Raw genomic sequence first — 16,385 nt, 5'->3', positions numbered from 1 at the left:
GATTACTCGGCCCAGTACGCGGCCCTCACTTCCCCCTCCGCGAAGTCCCGGCGCGGGAGACGTAGACCGAGGGATTCCTCCAAGGCGTGGAAGTACAGCTCGAACGTGTTGCTCAGTTCGGGGTGGTCCAGCTCGGCACGCCGTACCGCCTGGTTGAGGAAGTCCAGCTCGCCGCCCCGCAGATAGGGAGCGTGGCCGCGCTCGTACCAGATCAGCTCCAGGATGCCCCAGTCGTCGTCGACGCGGCGGCCGTCCCGCGTGTAGTCGAAGGTGTAGATGGCCTTCGCGGAGGTGGCGGCCAGCCAGACGCTCTCCTTGATCCCGAGCGCGGCGTACGCCTCCTTGTCGGCGTAGGCCCCCGGCGGCGTGTCGTGGTGCAGCAGGTACGTCCACCCGCCCGCCTGCCCGAAGCAGCAACTCTCCCACTGGCGGTCCCAGTGGGCCCGGCCACCGTCCACGGCCTGGAGGTCCTTCAGACGCGTGCCGGCTGCGACCTGCGCCGGGGCGGCCCCGTACAGCAAGGCCAGCCGCTCGGCGTCGACGGGTTGCCCCGGTGCCGCGCGGAAGAAGGACAGATTCGTGTACGGATCCTGGTTGCGCCAGGACTTGGCTATCCAGGCAAGGCCCTCCAACGGGTCGCGTCCGCACTCCTCGACCGCCGCCGTGTCGTCCAGGCCGCCACTGCGGAACCGTCTGCCCCAGGCCGGATCGATCCGGCCCAGCGCGACTGCCGTCTCCTCGGGGCTGCCGCCGTGCCGGCTCATCGCGGCCTCGGCGATCAGGTAGAGCACCTGTTCGAGGTCTCGGGTCACAAAGACCTCCCGGTAGGCGCCGTGATGGCCACGCACCGTGCCGTCCTCGTCCAGCAGCAGACACAGGCCGTCCTCCGCCGCCTCCTCGGCGCGTTCGGCACACGCCTCCAGCTCGTCCTCCGAGAGCGCCACGGGCGGCAGCTCGACCTCATGGAGCAGGGTGTGTCCGGCGGCCGTCCGCTGCCAGGCCTCCGCAAGTGTCAGCTTGGTGATCTTCATGGCGTCAGCATAAGAAGAGGCACTGACATCCGGCGTAAGAAGAGGCACTGACCGTCGGCCCGTCCTCTCTGCCGCATGAAGCCGGTATGGTCCCGCCCCGTCTCGGCGAGCGGCCGCGCGAGCACGGACGCTTTCGCCCCGACCGCTACCCGCTGCCGGAACCCCTTCTTCCGCTTGCATCGCGGACTTCTTCGTCCACTTGCTCCGTCGGCCGCGGATGAGCCGCGGATGAGGGGAAGCCGTGGACAGGGGGGCTCGGCGGCAACCCGGAACGAGGCTGATGGGGCAGATGCACACCGGGTGGCTTCGGGAGGCAACTTCGACGCCCGATGACACGTCTGGCAGTCCGTACCAACCCTTCCGGAACGGAGCCACTCGGTGCTCATAGGACTGCTGACCGCCATCGCCGCCTCGATCTGTTACGGCACGGGATCCGTCCTGCAGGCCGTCGGATCGCGCAAGTCCGCCCGGCGAGACGCGGCCGCGGGCCGGCTCACGGACCGCGGGGGGCCGAGTCTGTCCTCCACGGCGAAGGCGGCCACGACCTGGGAGTTCGTCGTCGGCACGATCCTGGACTTCATCGGCTTCGGTCTCGGGGCGCTGGCGGCCCGGCTGCTGCCGCTGTTCCTCTCCCAGACCGTGATCAGCGCGAATCTGGTCGTCACGGCGGTTCTGAGCGTCCGGCTGCTCGGCATCCGACTCACCCGTGCGGAATGGACATCGATCGGCGTGGTCTGCTCCGCGCTCGTACTCCTGGCGAGCGCCGCGGGCCCGGAGGGCAGCGGGCACACTCAGCTCGCCACGCATTGGTGGCTGCTCGCGATCGCCCTGCTCCTGATGGTGGGCGGCACAGTCCTCGTACGGCTCCTGGGTGCGCGGGCGGCGATCCTGGCCGGTCTGCTTTCCGGACTCGGCTTCGGCGCGCTGGGTGTCGGGGTGCGGATCCTGAACGGCGTCGACCCCTTCGACCTCGGCACGCTCCTTGCCGACCCGGCGCTGTACGCGATTCTCGTCGCCGGGATCGGCGGCATGTACCTGCACACCGTCGCGCTCCAGATCGGTTCGGTGAACGGGGCGACGGCAGCGTTGGTGGTGGGCGAGACGGTGCTCCCCGGCATGATCGGGGTGTGGTGGCTGGGCGATGCCTCACGTCCGGGCTTCGCCTGGCTCGCCGTCCTCGGCTTCGCCCTCGCGGTCGTGGGCGCGGTCGCGGTGGCGTGGTTCGGCGCGCCAGAGGGCCACGGGGCGGAAGTCGGGGACGTGGCGGCAGGCCTCGGGGGAGAGGCCGGGGAGGAACCGGAAGGCCTCGGAGCGGTGCCCGGGAGCCTTCCTCGTCCCGTACGCGTTCCCTGACTCGACCCACACGAGACAGGCCGGACGGAGCCATCGCCCCCCCGCCAGAACCTGGTAGGCCGGTACCGGGGAGGCCTGGCGACCGGATCACCACTGGTGCCCCATCAGAAGCTGCGTCGGCGAGGCCGGGCTCGTAACGTCATGAGAGCGGCGCGCACCACGGGCGCCCCATCGGTTGCCGCCGGCCCCTTGTTTCCCCGAGCAGGGGCCGGCGGTCTCGGTGGTGGCGATCGGTCGCGTGCCCGAGCCGCCCCGCACAGGAGCCCCCCCAGGGGTGGCGCTGACGGCGGGAAGAGCTCACACCAGGCCGCTGGTCGGCCTCGACCTCTTGCCGGGGGCCTGACCCTCGGACGAGCAGTGCCCCTGGCCGCGACGGGGCGAATGCGCGACTACGCCCGCCCCAGGACGTCGGCGACCGCCCCCAGAGCTGCCTGCCACGGGTACGCCGCCGGGTCGCCCTGCCCCGGTTCGTTCGGCATGAACCCACCCTCCCCGTAGACCACCCGGACACCGGCGCTCCTGAGCGTCTCGAGCGACCGGTCCCACTGAGGATGTGCGGTGTAGGCCCGGTTCACGCACGGCATGACGGCGATCGGGATGTTCTTTCCGATGCCTTCGGCGACAACGCCGACAAGCCACTTGTCCGTGATCCCGAGGGCCCACGCGTTCACCGTGCCGAAGGTCGCCGGCGCGACCACGATGGCGTCGGGCTCGGGCCAGAGGTCCGGTTGACCCGGCATGCGGTAGTCCCACCTGACCGGGTGGCCGGTGAGCACGGCCAGACCGTCCAAGGATTCGCTGAGCCAGCGCGCGGCGGTCGGCGTGAGGCCGAGACACACATCCCAGCCGTCGGCCTGGGCCTCCTCGATGACCCGGGCGACGTCGAAGACGGGTGTGGCCGCGCTGCTGAACAGGTACAGGATCCTAGTGCTCATGATCCATATCCGATCATATGGAAGCGCTCCCGAACCGGGGGGAGTCCGGTTCGAACCCATCTCGCGCGATTCGAGACGCGATTCGAGACGGGATTCGAGACGGGATTCGAGACGGGATTCGAGACGCGATTCGAGACGGGATTCGAGACACGATTCGTCCGCCTGAAGTTCCAACACCACTGCCCCTGCGGAGCTGCTCACCCACCGGGGCGCCGCCCTCGCCGCCCGGACGGGTGCATGGCGCTCTCCCACACCACATGACACCGTGGCCAAGGGCCTGTGACGCTGCTGGGGGGATACCGATGAGCTTCACCGCTGTGCATCCGGATCGTGGGCGCCTGGATGCCACGCTGCCTGACCTCGGGTGCGGCTGGGCCTGGACCGCGATTCACCGTGTGCAGCCTCCCGTCTCGCTGGCGTGCCCGGAGTGCGGCCACGGAATGCACGCGAAGAAGTCGTCGTTGGGTCTCAGGTTCTTCGCCCACGCACCGGGTTCGCCGGCGTGCACGCTGTCCGAGGAGTCCATGGCGCACCACTTGCTCAAGCTCGAGCTCGCCCAGGCGGCACGAGCCGCAGGGTGGACGGCCGAGCTCGAGGTGAGCGGGCCGGACGGCAGCTGGCGGGCGGACGTACTCGCCTCCTCCGCGACCGGTGGCCGCGTCGCCCTGGAGGCGCAGCTGGCCGGCATCACCGTCGACGAGATACGCGCCCGGACCGCAAGGATGAACTCCGACGGCGTGCGCGTGTGCTGGTTCAGCGACCGCAGCCGTATCCCCTGGCTGGGTGCGGTCCCCTCCGTTCAACTCATCCGCCAAGGAGATGAACTGATGGCGGCCGGGCCGGTCGCTCGGTTCCGCGGCACCTACTGGCACCCCGAGCCGTCCATCCGGCTCGCCGAGTTCATACGCGGAATCCTCACGTCGCGTCTCCTGGCACGCGCTCCGCAGAGCCCGCAGCGGTTCAGTGAACAGGTGGTCGAGACGCTGTGGGCGTCGCCACGGTGCTTCTCGGCGGAGGCCGAGAAGCTGCGGGAGGACGAGCAGCGGCAGCGTGCCGCGGACGAGGGGGAGCTTCGGGCCGAACGGTGCGGATGGGCGCGCCTCGATGCGAAGGAGGCCGAGCTCCTGGCGCGCGGCGACCACACCCGAGGGGCTCTGGTGCGGCACTCGGCCGGGCTGCCCGGCCTCGAGGATGCGATGGACCAGGTGGCGGAGATGCACCGGACCCGTGTGACAGTGGGCTGGAGTGTGGGGGACGCCCGGTACTCCTCCGGCATCCCCCTGGTCGACGACGCCGGAACCCTGCTGGCCGTCTTCGACCCCATGCCCCAGTCGCTGCCCTGCCAGGACTTCCTCCTGGACGTCAGCCTGCCTCTGCTCTTCGCCTCGGACGAACGGCGCGAGCGCTTCGACGAGTACCGCGCCCGCTGCGAGCGGATCCGAGCCGGCCGCTACGCCGTCTCCTCCTGATCTCACCGACCGGACCGGTCGGAAGCGCCACTGAGAGGGCCGGCTTTCCAGGCTCCGCCTCGCGCTGCCGTCTCCGCTCGTGGCCGGCGCCCGCTTTCGGTCGCCCGGGCTGCCAGTGAGGAGGTATCGGGGCGACTGTGTGACTACCCTTCCTCGTCGGCGAGTTCGGAGACGACCATCTGCTCCAGCTCTGTCATGACGCGCGCCCATGACGGGCTTGTCGAGGTCGCCGACGTGGCCCATGAAGCTCCGGGACGCGCATGGTCTGCCGGCTCGACTCGGCAAGGTCCATCGTGTCGACCGGATCGTCCTGATCTGGTCGAGTCGATCGATCCACTCGAATGTCGACGTACAACCATTCGAGCCCTCCATGAGTCATGCGGGCGTGACGTGACACGCCACGCCCGCACTTCCGGAAAGGAACCACCTTCTTGTCCCGAGCAGGTACGTCCCGTCGCCGTCTCGCCGCGGCCGTCACCGGCGCCCTCGCCGTCACCGCGGGCACCCTGACCGCCGTCCCCGCAGCAGCGGCGACGGGTGGGACCGCCGACCTCGGCGTCAAGGACCACGCGCTCGCCCCCATCCCCACCGTCGTCGACTTCTCGCGCGGCCAGGACGCCACTCTGGTGTGGGAGTTCGACGCGGCGGCGGTGATCCAGGTGGTCCTGACCCACAAGGCCTCCGGGAAGCGCTGGACTGCCGAGCCGGTCCACCTCGACCGGCCGCACGTCACCGGGACGACCTGGACGGGCATGTTCGACGACATGTCCTCAGCCTTCAAGGGCGACTACACGTGGAAGATGACCGCACGGCCGCTCAGCGGTGTTGGTCCGGCGGCCGAGCGGACCGGCACCCTCAAAGTCGCCGGCAAGGCCGCCCCGCACGACTTCTCCGACAGCGGTGTCCCGGACCTCCTCGTCAAGGACAGCGCGGGCCGCCTCCTCAACTACGATGCCCGTCAGTCCCTTTACATGGCCAACATCGGCTACCGGCGGACGCCCGTGGTCATGGGCACGGGCTGGCAGACCTACGACCGGGTCGCGGCCCCAGGGAACCTCGACGCCTCGCCGTACGCCGACCTCGTCGCCCGGGACCGGACGGGCGCCCTGTGGCTCTACTCCGGAACGGGCCGTGCCCTCGCGCCCCGGGTGAGGATCGGCGGCGGGTGGCAGACCTACCACCAGCTGACGGGCGGCAGCGACCTGACCGGCGACGGTCGGGCCGACCTGGTCGCCACGGACAAGGCCGGGGACCTCTGGCTCTACAAGGGCACCGGGAACGGAACCGCCCCCTTCGCCCCGCGCAGGAAGATCGGCCACGGCTGGGGTGTCTACAACAAGATCACCGCCACCGGGAACATCGGCGGCGGCCCGGCCGGTGACCTCGTCGCCCGTGACACGGCCGGCGTCCTCTGGCTCTACCTCGGCAAGGGCGACGGCACCTTCGCCGCCCGCACCCGTATCGGCGGTGGCTGGGACCGGTACAGCGACATCGTCGGCGTCGGCGACATCGACAGGAACGGCACGCCCGACCTCGTCACGCACGGAGTCATGGGCGGCAGCTTCGAGACCTTCGCCTACTACGAGGGAACCGGCGACGGGGACACCCCCTTCGGCCCCAGGCGCTCGGTCTACAGCCCGGACAACGTGGGCACAGGGACGTTCACCCTGTTCTGACCGGTCGCCCAACCGACCTGTCGACCGCAGTTCCAGACATCACCCGGGCGCGGCGGAGACCTCCGCGCCCGGCCCTCCGGAGAGAGATCATTTCCTTGGCACACGCAAACATGACCCGACGCCCGCTCACCGCCGCTGTCGCCGTAACGCTCGGCGTCACAGCGGGCACGTTCATGACGGGCACGTTCACAGCGGGACCGGCGATGGCGGGTCCGGCGATGGGTGGACCGGTCATGGCTGGACCCGCGATGGCTGGACCGGCCATGGTTGGACCCGCGACGGGTGGACCGGTCATGGTTGGACCCGCGACGGGTGGACCGGTCATGGCGACGACCGGCGCGGTGACCGCCCCCGCGCAGTCGACCGGCCAGGAGGTCCCGTTCCCGGTCGACGCCGTAGTGGTGAACGTAGGCCCGACGGGCTTTCTGACTTTCCAGAGTGGATCCCCGGGCGTCTGGCGCTGGACGCGGTTCGCGGACGGCGTCTCGACCGTCCTCCCCGAGAGGCCCGGGTGGGCCGACCGGACGGACGTCCTGTCGCGCGCCGAGAACGGTGTCTTCACGCTGTACGACATGGGGACCGGCGCCGAGCCGGTGGTGATCGACATCAACCCCCTCGGCGGAGGTCACGCCGTCGCGGGGTTCGCCGGCACCGACATCGTGACGAAGAAGGCCAACGCGACCGGCGGCACCGACCTCCATGTCATCGGCCTGCGAGAGGGCGTCCTGGTCGATCACACGGTGACCGGGCTGCCCGCGGACACCGTGCTCACCGCCTTCAACATGGACTCGCCCAGCAGCGCCGTGATCCGGTACACGGGCACCGTCGACGGGGTGAAGCGACACCGCGCCGCCGTCGTCGACATCGCCGCCCACACGGTCGTCGAGGAGTACGAGACGCCCGCGACGTCGGTGACCACCACCGCCCTGTCCGCCACCCACATCGCCTGGGTCGAGGTGGGCAAGGACTCGACCACCACGAAGGTGGCCGTGACCCGGCGCGGCACCGACGAGACCGTCCGCCACGACGTGGGCACAACGAACCCCGTCGCCATCGAGCTGGTCGGCGACTGGCTGACGTACCGGCAGTTCACCAACTCCCCGGGCGGCAGCTGGATCAACCCCCGGTTCGCCCTGTACGCGCGCTCCCTGGCGACCGGTGAGACGGTCAAGCTCCTCGAACACACGACGAGTTCCTCCTCCGGACCCGACGGAACGCAGATGGCGCGGGGCGGGACCCTCGAGCACGACGAGGGCCTCTACCGGATCGCCCCCGGCGCCGACGGCGCCCGGCCGGCCGTCACTCTCGTGGCGTCGACCGGCGAGTCCACCACGCTGAAGCCGCTGAGCCACGGCATCGCCGAGACGATCGACTTCGACCGCGAGACCGGGCCGGTCCTGCTGAACTGGAAGCTCAGCAGCTACGCGGGGGAGACGCGCATCGAGCTGGTGCACACCGCGACCGGGAAGACGTGGAAGCCCAGGGTCGGCCGCTACGAGGGGAACGTCGTCGGCTTCCACTGGGACGGCATGTATGCCGCCAACTGGACCAGGGTCGGCCACTACAAGGACGGCGTCCCCGCCCCCAACGGCGAGTACACGTGGCGGCTGACGGCCGAACCCTTCGGCGGCATAGGCCCGGCCGTGCAGAAGACCGGCGCCTTCACGGTCGCCCGCAAGACCGTCCCGCACGACTTCAACGACAACGGCACCCCGGACCTGCTCGTGCGGGAGCCCGCTGGCCACCTGTCCCTCTACAACACGAGCACGCCCCTCGGGGCCTGGCCCGTCCGCCCCTCCGAGCCGCTCGGCACCGGCTGGAACATCTACGACGCGCTCCTCTCTCCGGGTGACGTGGCCGGCGCCGCCCACTCCGACGTACTCGCCCGCGACACGAACGGCGTCCTCTGGCTCCACCAGGGCACGGGCCGTGCCCTCGCGCCCCGGGTGAGGGTCGGCGGCGGGTGGCAGATCTACCACCGGCTGGCGGGTGGCAGTGACCTGACCGGCGACGGTCGGGCCGACCTGGTCGCCACCGACAAGGCCGGCGACCTCTGGCTCTACAAGGGCACCGGGAACGCGAACGCGCCCTTCGCCCCGCGCGTCAGGACCGGCCACGGTTGGGGTGTGTACAACAAGCTCGTCGCCACCGGGAACATCGGCGGCGGCCCGGCCGGTGACCTCGTCGCCCGTGACACGGCCGGCGTCCTTTGGCTCTACCTCGGCAAGGGCGACGGCACCTTCGCCGCCCGGACGAGGATCGGTGGCGGCTGGAACACCTACTCCGACGTCGTCGGCTTCGGCGACGCCGACCGCGACGGCCGCCCCGACCTGATCGCTCTCACCGCCGGGGGCGGCGTCCCGTACGTCTACAAGGGAACCGGCGACTGGAAGACCCCGTTCGCGGCCCGCAGCGAGGCCTACGGCTACGCCCTTCTGGGAGGCACCGCGTTCTGACGGTCGGCGAGGCGTCGGCGGGACGGTCACCCGGACCATCCCGCCGACGCAGCCCCTGCAGATACGTCGCCCCGGACCGACGCGCGACCTTTCGAGGAGGCACGAGTCACCCCGACCGCCACGCCCGTCGCGCTCGAGGTCCTGAAGCAGTCGGTGCCACGGCGCGCGGACTTCCGTACGACGAGGGGCGACGTGGACTTCGCGTGGGAGGTCTCCGAGACGACGGACGTGACGTCGGTGCGCCTGGAGCTGACGCACATTGCCTCCGGAGAGACGCAGACGTTCAAGGAGGACACGGGCGCCGGGCGTGCCGTCATCCGGTGGAACGGCCTCCTCGACGGCTTCACGGCCGCCTACAACGGCGCGCCTGCACCTGGCGCATGACGGCGACCGTCTACGGCACCGAGCGGTCGGTCCATCGGACGGGCGCCCTCACCGTCGACACCGGTGGGACACCGCACGACTTCTTGGACACCGGCTCGCCCGACATCCTCGTTCCGGGGCAACGACATCCTGTAGACGCTCGACAGCCGCGAAGCGCTCCAGCACGCAAGTACGCACACGTGGAACCGGCGCCCGCGCGGAACACGGGACCCGGCTGGGACGCCTGCGACAGGATCGTCGCGGCCGGGAACGTCGGCGGCGACCGGTTCTCCGACCTGGTCGCCCGTGACACGGTCGGCGTCCTCTGGCTGTACCTCGGCAAGGGCGACGGCACCTTCGCCGCCCGCACCCGGACCGGCGGCGGGTGTGGAACTCGGAGCCGCGCTCCGAGGTCCCGTCGGTGGGCGTGGCGTGGCGTGGCGTGGCGGGGCGGGCCGGGGCGGCCGCGGCATCGGGGTGAGGACCTGGCCTCGGTCGGCAAGCGGTGTACGAACCGCTCGCGCTCCGGAGCCGCAAGCGCGTGTGGGCCCCGTCTCCACCGGAATCGGAAAGCTCGTAGGCGCCGCTGAGAGGCAACGATCCGCCGGTCAGCGATTCCGTCGAGCAACGGAGCTGACCGGCGCCCGCTCGTCATGCCACACCTAGAATGTCGCGGCCCCGGGATCGCATCGCCCGCGGATACGGACCGGGATGGCTGAAGCCGTCCGCTCGAAGGCGGCCACCACGGTGGCGACGGACAACGACATCCTGTCCTCGTCCTCCGCGCTCAGCCACCAGGTGTCGGTCTCCCACTCCACCCGACGGCCAGCCGGCTCCAGTACCAGGCGCTGTCCGCCATCTCAGCGATGCACGTCAACAGCATCACAGCAGTATCCCCACGTAGCGCGGGCAGTATCCCCGCGTAGCGCGGGGCTCAGGAACCGCCGCAAGCAGCGACGTCCTACAGGATCGTCCGGTCCGCCCTGTTGAATGGACGTCATGGGTAAGGGCGTCACTCTCGTCCTCGGTCATCGGACAAGATCGGCCGGCGGATCGCCGCCCGGCTCAGGCCGTGCGGCGCACCGGTCCGCGCTGCCTCCCGGTCGAGCCGGACCCGGCTCGACCAGTCCGACCCCGGAGGGTGGGACTCGGCCCTGCGGTACATCGCCCTCGCCTCCTTCAGCCACCTCGTAACCGTCCCCCAGCTACCGGAAGGACCGTGTGATGAGCACCGATGCCAATTCGTTGACCGTCCAGGACCTGGAGTTCCTCCGACGGCCCCTGTACGGGTTCCTGTCCGTGGCCGGAGGGCCACTCCCGCCGCAACCCCGGCCGGTGTGGTTCGAGGTCACCTCCGAGGACACGATCCAGCTGTTCACGGGTCCGGACACGCTCAAGGTGCGGCGTCTGCGCCGCGACCCCCGCGCCTCCATCGTCGTCGCCGCCCCGGTGGGTGAACGCGAGCGCTGGCTGTCGATCGCCGGCCGCACCACGGTGGAGCCCGACGGAGCACACGACCTGGCAGCCCGCCTGGCCGCCCGCTACTGGAACCTCGACGACCCAACCCGTGCCGAGGACCTCGCAAGGATCCTGGCTGCGGACTGGGTTCGTCTGGTCCTGCACCCGGAGACCGTAAGCCGCTACATGTACTGAGTGCGCCTACCGCCGCGACAACCTGTTGTTCGCTCCGGTTACTTGTTCGGCTCCGCCGCGCAGGCGAGGTCCTCGGCCGGGAGCTGTCCGTCGGTCAGGAAGGCTGTCACCGTGTCGTTCGCGCACGTGTTGCGGCCGAACGGGTAGACGCCGTGTCCGCCCTGGTCGGCCGTCACCATCGTGGCCCGGTCGCCGAACGCCCGACGCGTCTTCATGGCGCCGACCAGGGGTGTCCCGGGGTCGCGTTCGTTCTGCACCATCAGGACGTTCGACGGGCCGCGGTCACCGATCCGCACCGGGGGCTCGACCCGGCTGTCGGGCCAGTACGCGCAGGGCTTGATGTTTCCGGTGGTGCCGCCCAGCATCGGGTACGCCAGCCGGTCGATCGCGGCGTTGCGCTGGTAGTCCCGTACCCTGCCGGGCCAGCGTGAGTCACCGCAGGTCACGTAGAAGTGGCTGGCCAGGAAGTTCTCCGAGATCGGCGCCGGAGTCGGCAGCGGCTTGCCCTTGTCCAGCAACTGCCATTCCGCGGCCAGCTTGGGCATGAAGCCCTCGATGTAGAGGTTCTCGAACGTCACTCCGCGCAGCCCTGTTCCGTCGATGCCGCCGACCGGCTCGGCGTCCAGCCGTTTCGCGAGTTCGAAGAACTTGGCGGTCACCTGCTTCGGTGTGGTGCCCAGGCCGTACTCGGGGTGCGCGGCCGCGTACGCCGCGAAGTCCGGGAACCGGTCCTCCATTCCGCGGCCGAGCAGGCGGAAGCTCGCCAGATCGTAGCCGCCGGGGCCCATGTTGCTGTCGAGCACGATCCGGTCGCTGCGCTCGGGGAACAGCGTCGTGTACACCGCGCCGAGATAGCTGCCGTAGGAGGAACCGAAGTACGAGGTCTTCGGCTCGCCCAGTGCCGCCCGGATGCGGTCCATGTCGCGCGCGGTGTTCGCGGTGGTGGTGTGCGGCAGCATCCACGCCGTCCGCGACGTGGCGCACTGCTCGGCGATGGTCCGCGCGTACGGCGCCTCCTCGGCGACGTCGGCCGCGGTGTGCGCGTACGGCGGAAAGTTGCCGCGTGCCTGCTGCTGCGGTGTCAGGTGGCAGGTGACCGGCGTGCTGCGGCCCACGCCACGCGGGTCGAAGCCGATCACGTCGTACGAGTCGAGGACGCCCTTCGGCAGCCCGGCGCCGGGGAGGAGGGCCGGGTAGTCCACCCCGGAGACACCGGGGCCGCCCGGATTGGTCAGCAACACACCGCGGCGCTTCGAAGGGTCCTTGCTCGCCAGACGGGAGACGGCGATCTCGATCTGCCGCCCGCCGGGATCGCGGTAGTCCAGAGGGACGTCGAGCGTCGCGCACTCGAGACGGGGCGCGTCGGCGTTCCGCGACGCGGCCTCCTGGGGACACGGGCCCCACCGCAGGCCGTCCGGTGTGGCCCTGACCGTATCCGGAGCCGTCGCCGACGCTCCCGACATCGCGGCCGCAGCGACCGCGATGCCCGCGAGGGCGAGGGACAGGGTTCTACGCATCTGGTGTCCTCCTGAAGAGGCGCACGACGTCGCGCGCCGGAACGATCGGGTGACACGAACGAGTCTGGTCCGCCGGCGTCATCGACGCATCGGCCCGTCGGCCCGACTCGCCCTAGACCTGCGTCGAATCGGTGATACGACTCTGGGCCAGGGCGGGAGCGTCCTCGGGCGCGATGCACCGGCGGCACGGGTTCGCGACAATGACCGGATGGACACGGACGTCGCGCCACGGTTCGGGGGGTGGCGGCAGACATGGCGGCTGGTGGCGGCCGCGGCACTGGGCATCCCCTTCTGGGTCTCCACCGGTGCGGCGCTGCCGCGGGGGTGCGCGGCGGACACGTGCTCCTGGTTGGTGACCGGTGATCCGCTGGTGACTCTCGGCTGCCTGACGGCGCTCCTGTGGCGGCGACGGTTCCCGTTCGCCGTCGCCATGGCGGTCGCCATCGCCTCGGGCGCGGCGACACTCGCCACCGGTGCCGCGCTCATGGCCCTGTGCTCGATCTCCACGCGTCGCCGTCCGGCGGAGATCGGTGCCGTCGCGCTCGTCTACGTGGCCGCGTCCCAACTCACCTTCGCGTTCTACCCGATCCAGAGCCCTCCCGGCTCGATCTGGCTCCAACTCGCACTCCCGGCACTGAGCGCGGTCATCGCGGCGGCCATGGGCGTGGCCATCGGCGCACGGCGCGTCGAGGTGCGGTCCTTGCGAGAGCGGGCAGAGAGCGCGGAACGGGAACAGGCCGCACGGGCGGCGCAGGCACGGGCCCTTGAACGGAAACGTATCGCCCGGGAGATGCACGACGTGCTCGCGCACCGGATCTCCCTCGTCGCCTTGCAGGCCGGAGTCCTGGACCACCGTGGCGACCTCACCCCAGAGGAGAACCGCATGCTGATCCGTGGCATCGCCGACGGCTCCCACCAAGCCCTGGAAGAACTACGAGACGTCCTCGGTGTGCTCCGCGCCGACCCGGACCGCCTGGAACCGCCGTAGCCCTCCCTCGACCGCATCCCGGAGCTGGTGGCCGACGCCCGTACTTCCGGACTCGACGTCACGCTCACCACCACGGTGACGGGAAAGCCGTCCGACGTCGCAGGACGGACCTGCTACCGGGTCGTCCAGGAAGGACTGACCAACGCGGCCAAACACGCCCCCGGCTCCCACGTACACATCGCCGTCGAGCGAACGGCCGACGACGAACTGCACGTGAGCGTCCACAACTCCCCGGCCACCACGACGACCACTCGACCGCCGGAATCAGGTTTCGGCCTGCTCGGCCTCGCCGAACGCATCACCCTCGCCGGTGGAGAACTCATCCACCACCCGACACCCGACGGCGGATACGCCCTCACCGCGCACCTGCCCTGGCCGAACCACGACCACGACCACGACCACCACCACGATCACGATCACGACCACGACCACGACCACGAAAAGAGAAGCTGAGTGGACAGCGAGCGGGAGCCGGTGCGTGTCGTCATCGTCGACGACGAACAACTCGTGCGCCTTGCGCTACGACTCGTCATCGACGGTGAACCGGACCTGACCGTCGTCGCGGAGGCGGCCGACGGGGACGCCGCGATCACCGTGGTGGACGAGCAGCGGCCGGACGTCGTGCTGATGGACATCCGGATGCCCGGTCGTGACGGTCTCAGCACGACCCGGGAAATCCTCAACCGGCCGGCGCCGCCCCGGGTGCTCATGCTGACCACATTCGACTCCGACGATCTGGTGCTCGGCGCGCTGCGCGCCGGAGCCCTCGGGTTCGTCCTGAAGGACACCCCGCCGGCGCGGATTCTCGACGCGGTGCGGACAGTCGCGGACGGAAACCCTGCGCTGTCGCCGGCGGCCACGGCACGAGTGATCGCCGCAGCCACCGGACCGCAGTCCGCCGAGGCCCGCCGCTCGTCCCGCGAAGCCGCGCGGAGACAACTGTCCGCGCTGTCCGAACGAGAACTCGACACCGCCCGGGCCATCGCGGACGGCCTGGGCAACCCGGAGATCGCCGAGCGGCTGTCCATCAGCATCGCGACCGTCAAGGCGCACACAGGCAACCTCTTTGCCAAGCTGGCGGTCGGCAACCGGGTGCAGATCGCACTCCTGGTCCGCGACGCAGAGCAATGACCGCCCACCAGCCGGCCGGACGACCATCTCGGGTGTGTCCACTGCCACCCCGGTGAGGCTCCTGCAGGGCCGTGCAGCGAAGGTTCCCTGGAGTCATCTCCCACGTGCGCGGTACTGCGCCCCGGGCCGTCACGCCTCGCGTGGTGGCAGCCGGCGTGTGATCCGGTCGAGTAGCTCCTTCAGGGGTTCGCCGACGTCGTGGCCGAACTCCGTGAGTCCGTAGGTGACCTGGGGCGGCGTGGTCGGCTGGACATTCCGCCAGACGAGGCCGTCCTCCACGAGTGTGCGCAGGGTCTGGGCGAGCATCTTCTCGCTGATGCCCTGAATGCTCTCGCGCAGCTCGTAGAAGCGGAGGTCGTTGGCCCGCAAGGAGATCAGCACCCACACGCCCCATTTGCTGGTCACGTGGTCGACCGCCGCGCGCGCAGGGCAGTCCGTGTGAAACACCTCATACGCCCTGCCTGTCTCGGCCTGCATGAGCTGCGCGCCTCCCGCCCCGTCATGGGCTTACCTCAAGGTATGCCCTTACTGAAGGTTAGCCCCATGTCTAGCGTGAAGACCGACACAGGACGACGGAATCAGGAGCTGATCATGATCGTGGTGACCGGGGCTACCGGGAACGTGGGGCGGCCGCTGACGCGGGCGCTGGTCGAGGCGGGCCAAGAAGTGACGACGGTTTCGCGGCATGCGGCGGCGGTTCCGGACGGCGTCCGCCATGTCGTGGCGGACCTGGCCGAGCCGGCGGGCCTCGCGCCCCTGCTGGCCGGTGCGAAGGCGTTGTTCGTGCTGCTCTCCGGTGATCTGCATGCCACCGGAGCCACCCCGGCCTCCATCATCGGCAAAGCCGCCGCCAGCGGGGTCCGTCGGATCGTCCTGCTGTCCTCACAGGGCGTGGCGACCCGGCCGTTCGGCCCTACACGGGTCGCTTTGCGCGCGGTGGAGGACACCCTGCGGGAGTCGGGAGTCGAGTGGGCCGTCCTACGGCCGGGCGGCTTCGCCTCCAACGCCCTGTGGTGGGCCCCGTCCGTCCGAGCGCGGCGGGTCGTCGCAGCGCCCTACGGTGACGTCGGCGTGCCGGTCGTCGACCCGGCGGACATCGCCGAGGTGGCGGCTGCATGCCTGCTGGACGACCGGTACGCCGGCGGCGTGTACGAGCTGACAGGACCCGAGGTCATCACGCCGCGCCAACAGGCCGAGGCCATCGGCGCCGTGCTGGGCTCGCCGGTACGGTTCGACGAGCTCACCCGCGACGAGGCCAAGGCCGCCATGGCCCGGAGCATGCCGGCCGAACTCGCCGACGACACCCTGGACATCCTCGGTTCCCCGCGCCCGGCCGAGCTGCGCGTCAGCCCGCACGTCCAGCAGGTCATCGGCCGCGCCCCGCGCCGGTTCGCCGACTGGGCGGCCCGCAACATCGCCGCGTTCCGCTGAGGTCGGCCGGACCACCGCGGCTGCCGCGACTGCCGGGACTGCGGCCGCCGCGGCGGCCGGGTGAGGACGTCACGCGGTGAGGGTGTCACGCGCTGAGGCCGTCACGCGGTGAGGCCGGGTGGCACCAAGCCCGCGGTCTCGACGAACGCGTCGCTCGTCTCGGGGCGTACCGTCCGGGGCCCCTCTGGGGCGGGGCCATCAAGCAAGGACCGGGCGAGCGTAGGGAACGCGGCGAGAACCACGACCGCCGCGCCCGAGGTCCTTGCCGAGGCGGGCCGCTTCGACGAAGGCGGCACAGGCCACCTTCCCCACCCTTCCGTTCTCGCCGCCCCCGTCCGGCGGGCGGAGCTCACCTCAGCCGCTGACCGCCCCCGCCGCCCCT

The 16,385-nt window shown here is 70.6% G+C and carries 12 protein-coding genes and 1 pseudogene; 9 read left to right on the top strand and 4 right to left on the bottom strand.

Translation table 11 applies throughout. The features are described from left to right. Window positions 1-2 precede the first annotated feature (2 nt). Window positions 3-1,031, bottom strand: a complete 1,029-nt coding sequence (locus ACFQ79_RS05305) for a hypothetical protein (RefSeq protein WP_383579485.1) — start codon at window positions 1,029-1,031, stop codon at window positions 3-5. Between the two features lie 378 nt (window positions 1,032-1,409). Here ACFQ79_RS05305 and ACFQ79_RS05300 point away from each other — a divergent pair, with 378 nt between their 5' ends. Next, window positions 1,410-2,384, top strand: a complete 975-nt coding sequence (locus tag ACFQ79_RS05300) for a hypothetical protein (RefSeq protein WP_383579484.1) — start codon at window positions 1,410-1,412, stop codon at window positions 2,382-2,384. A gap of 389 nt (window positions 2,385-2,773) precedes the next feature. Here the strand turns inward: ACFQ79_RS05300 and ACFQ79_RS05295 are convergent, their stop codons facing one another. After that, a complete protein-coding gene (locus ACFQ79_RS05295; RefSeq protein ID WP_383579483.1) occupies window positions 2,774-3,319 on the bottom strand; it encodes a flavoprotein in 546 nt (181 codons plus the stop codon). Window positions 3,320-3,336: 17 nt separating this feature from the next. Between ACFQ79_RS05295 and ACFQ79_RS05290 the strand changes: the two genes are divergently transcribed. From ACFQ79_RS05290 to ACFQ79_RS05270, 5 genes are all read left to right on the top strand, one after another. Then, a complete protein-coding gene (locus ACFQ79_RS05290; protein WP_383579482.1) occupies window positions 3,337-4,788 on the top strand; it encodes a competence protein CoiA family protein in 1,452 nt (483 codons plus the stop codon). Between the two features lie 431 nt (window positions 4,789-5,219). Next, window positions 5,220-6,464 (top strand): FG-GAP repeat domain-containing protein, encoded by a 1,245-nt coding sequence (locus ACFQ79_RS05285; protein WP_383579481.1) that lies wholly within the window; start codon window positions 5,220-5,222, stop codon window positions 6,462-6,464. Window positions 6,465-6,787: 323 nt separating this feature from the next. Then, complete coding sequence (locus ACFQ79_RS05280; protein ID WP_383579480.1) at window positions 6,788-8,920, top strand: FG-GAP repeat domain-containing protein; 2,133 nt, start codon at window positions 6,788-6,790, stop codon at window positions 8,918-8,920. A 192-nt stretch (window positions 8,921-9,112) separates the two neighbouring features. Beyond that, window positions 9,113-9,304 carry a hypothetical protein gene (locus tag ACFQ79_RS05275; RefSeq protein ID WP_383579479.1) on the top strand — a complete coding sequence of 64 codons (192 nt, stop codon included), beginning with the start codon at window positions 9,113-9,115 and terminating at the stop codon, window positions 9,302-9,304. A 1,203-nt stretch (window positions 9,305-10,507) separates the two neighbouring features. Further along, a complete protein-coding gene (locus ACFQ79_RS05270; RefSeq protein WP_383579478.1) occupies window positions 10,508-10,936 on the top strand; it encodes a pyridoxamine 5'-phosphate oxidase family protein in 429 nt (142 codons plus the stop codon). A 38-nt stretch (window positions 10,937-10,974) separates the two neighbouring features. Here ACFQ79_RS05270 and ACFQ79_RS05265 read toward each other — a convergent pair whose 3' ends face one another. Beyond that, the gene (locus tag ACFQ79_RS05265) at window positions 10,975-12,453 is read right to left on the bottom strand and encodes an alpha/beta hydrolase (RefSeq protein ID WP_383579477.1); all 1,479 of its coding nucleotides are present in this window, start codon (window positions 12,451-12,453) and stop codon (window positions 10,975-10,977) included. Between the two features lie 208 nt (window positions 12,454-12,661). Between ACFQ79_RS05265 and ACFQ79_RS05260 the strand changes: the two are divergent. Together ACFQ79_RS05260 and ACFQ79_RS05255 are read left to right on the top strand one after the other, a co-directional pair. Then, window positions 12,662-13,894, top strand: a pseudogene (locus tag ACFQ79_RS05260) (sensor histidine kinase). After that, complete coding sequence (locus tag ACFQ79_RS05255; RefSeq protein ID WP_383579476.1) at window positions 13,895-14,572, top strand: response regulator; 678 nt, start codon at window positions 13,895-13,897, stop codon at window positions 14,570-14,572. 129 nt (window positions 14,573-14,701) lie between these two features. On the opposite strand, the gene ACFQ79_RS05250 is transcribed toward ACFQ79_RS05255, so the two are convergent. Next, a complete protein-coding gene (locus ACFQ79_RS05250; RefSeq protein WP_383579475.1) occupies window positions 14,702-15,049 on the bottom strand; it encodes a winged helix-turn-helix transcriptional regulator in 348 nt (115 codons plus the stop codon). 114 nt (window positions 15,050-15,163) lie between these two features. Between ACFQ79_RS05250 and ACFQ79_RS05245 the strand changes: the two genes are divergently transcribed. Then, window positions 15,164-16,003: an SDR family oxidoreductase gene (locus ACFQ79_RS05245; RefSeq protein WP_383579515.1), complete on the top strand. Its 840-nt coding sequence runs from the start codon at window positions 15,164-15,166 to the stop codon at window positions 16,001-16,003. Window positions 16,004-16,385 lie beyond the last annotated feature (382 nt).

This window comes from Streptomyces sp. NPDC056480, assembly GCF_042795405.1.
GTDB lineage: Bacteria > Actinomycetota > Actinomycetes > Streptomycetales > Streptomycetaceae > Streptomyces.
The sequence above is the reverse complement of the archived record's forward strand: the minus strand, read 5'-3'. Positions and strand labels throughout refer to the sequence as shown.

Excerpts from the sequence above, each read along its gene's own strand:
- ACFQ79_RS05290 (WP_383579482.1), top strand. The coding sequence starts at position 3,337 with ATGGAAGCGCTCCCGAACCGGGGGGAGTCCGGTTCGAACCCATCTCGC.
- ACFQ79_RS05250 (WP_383579475.1), bottom strand. The coding sequence starts at position 15,049 with ATGCAGGCCGAGACAGGCAGGGCGTATGAGGTGTTTCACACGGACTGC.
- ACFQ79_RS05245 (WP_383579515.1), top strand. The coding sequence starts at position 15,164 with ATGATCGTGGTGACCGGGGCTACCGGGAACGTGGGGCGGCCGCTGACG.
- ACFQ79_RS05265 (WP_383579477.1), bottom strand. The coding sequence starts at position 12,453 with ATGCGTAGAACCCTGTCCCTCGCCCTCGCGGGCATCGCGGTCGCTGCG.
- ACFQ79_RS05295 (WP_383579483.1), bottom strand. The coding sequence starts at position 3,319 with ATGAGCACTAGGATCCTGTACCTGTTCAGCAGCGCGGCCACACCCGTC.
- ACFQ79_RS05280 (WP_383579480.1), top strand. The coding sequence starts at position 6,788 with ATGGCGACGACCGGCGCGGTGACCGCCCCCGCGCAGTCGACCGGCCAG.
- ACFQ79_RS05305 (WP_383579485.1), bottom strand. The coding sequence starts at position 1,031 with ATGAAGATCACCAAGCTGACACTTGCGGAGGCCTGGCAGCGGACGGCC.
- ACFQ79_RS05270 (WP_383579478.1), top strand. The coding sequence starts at position 10,508 with ATGAGCACCGATGCCAATTCGTTGACCGTCCAGGACCTGGAGTTCCTC.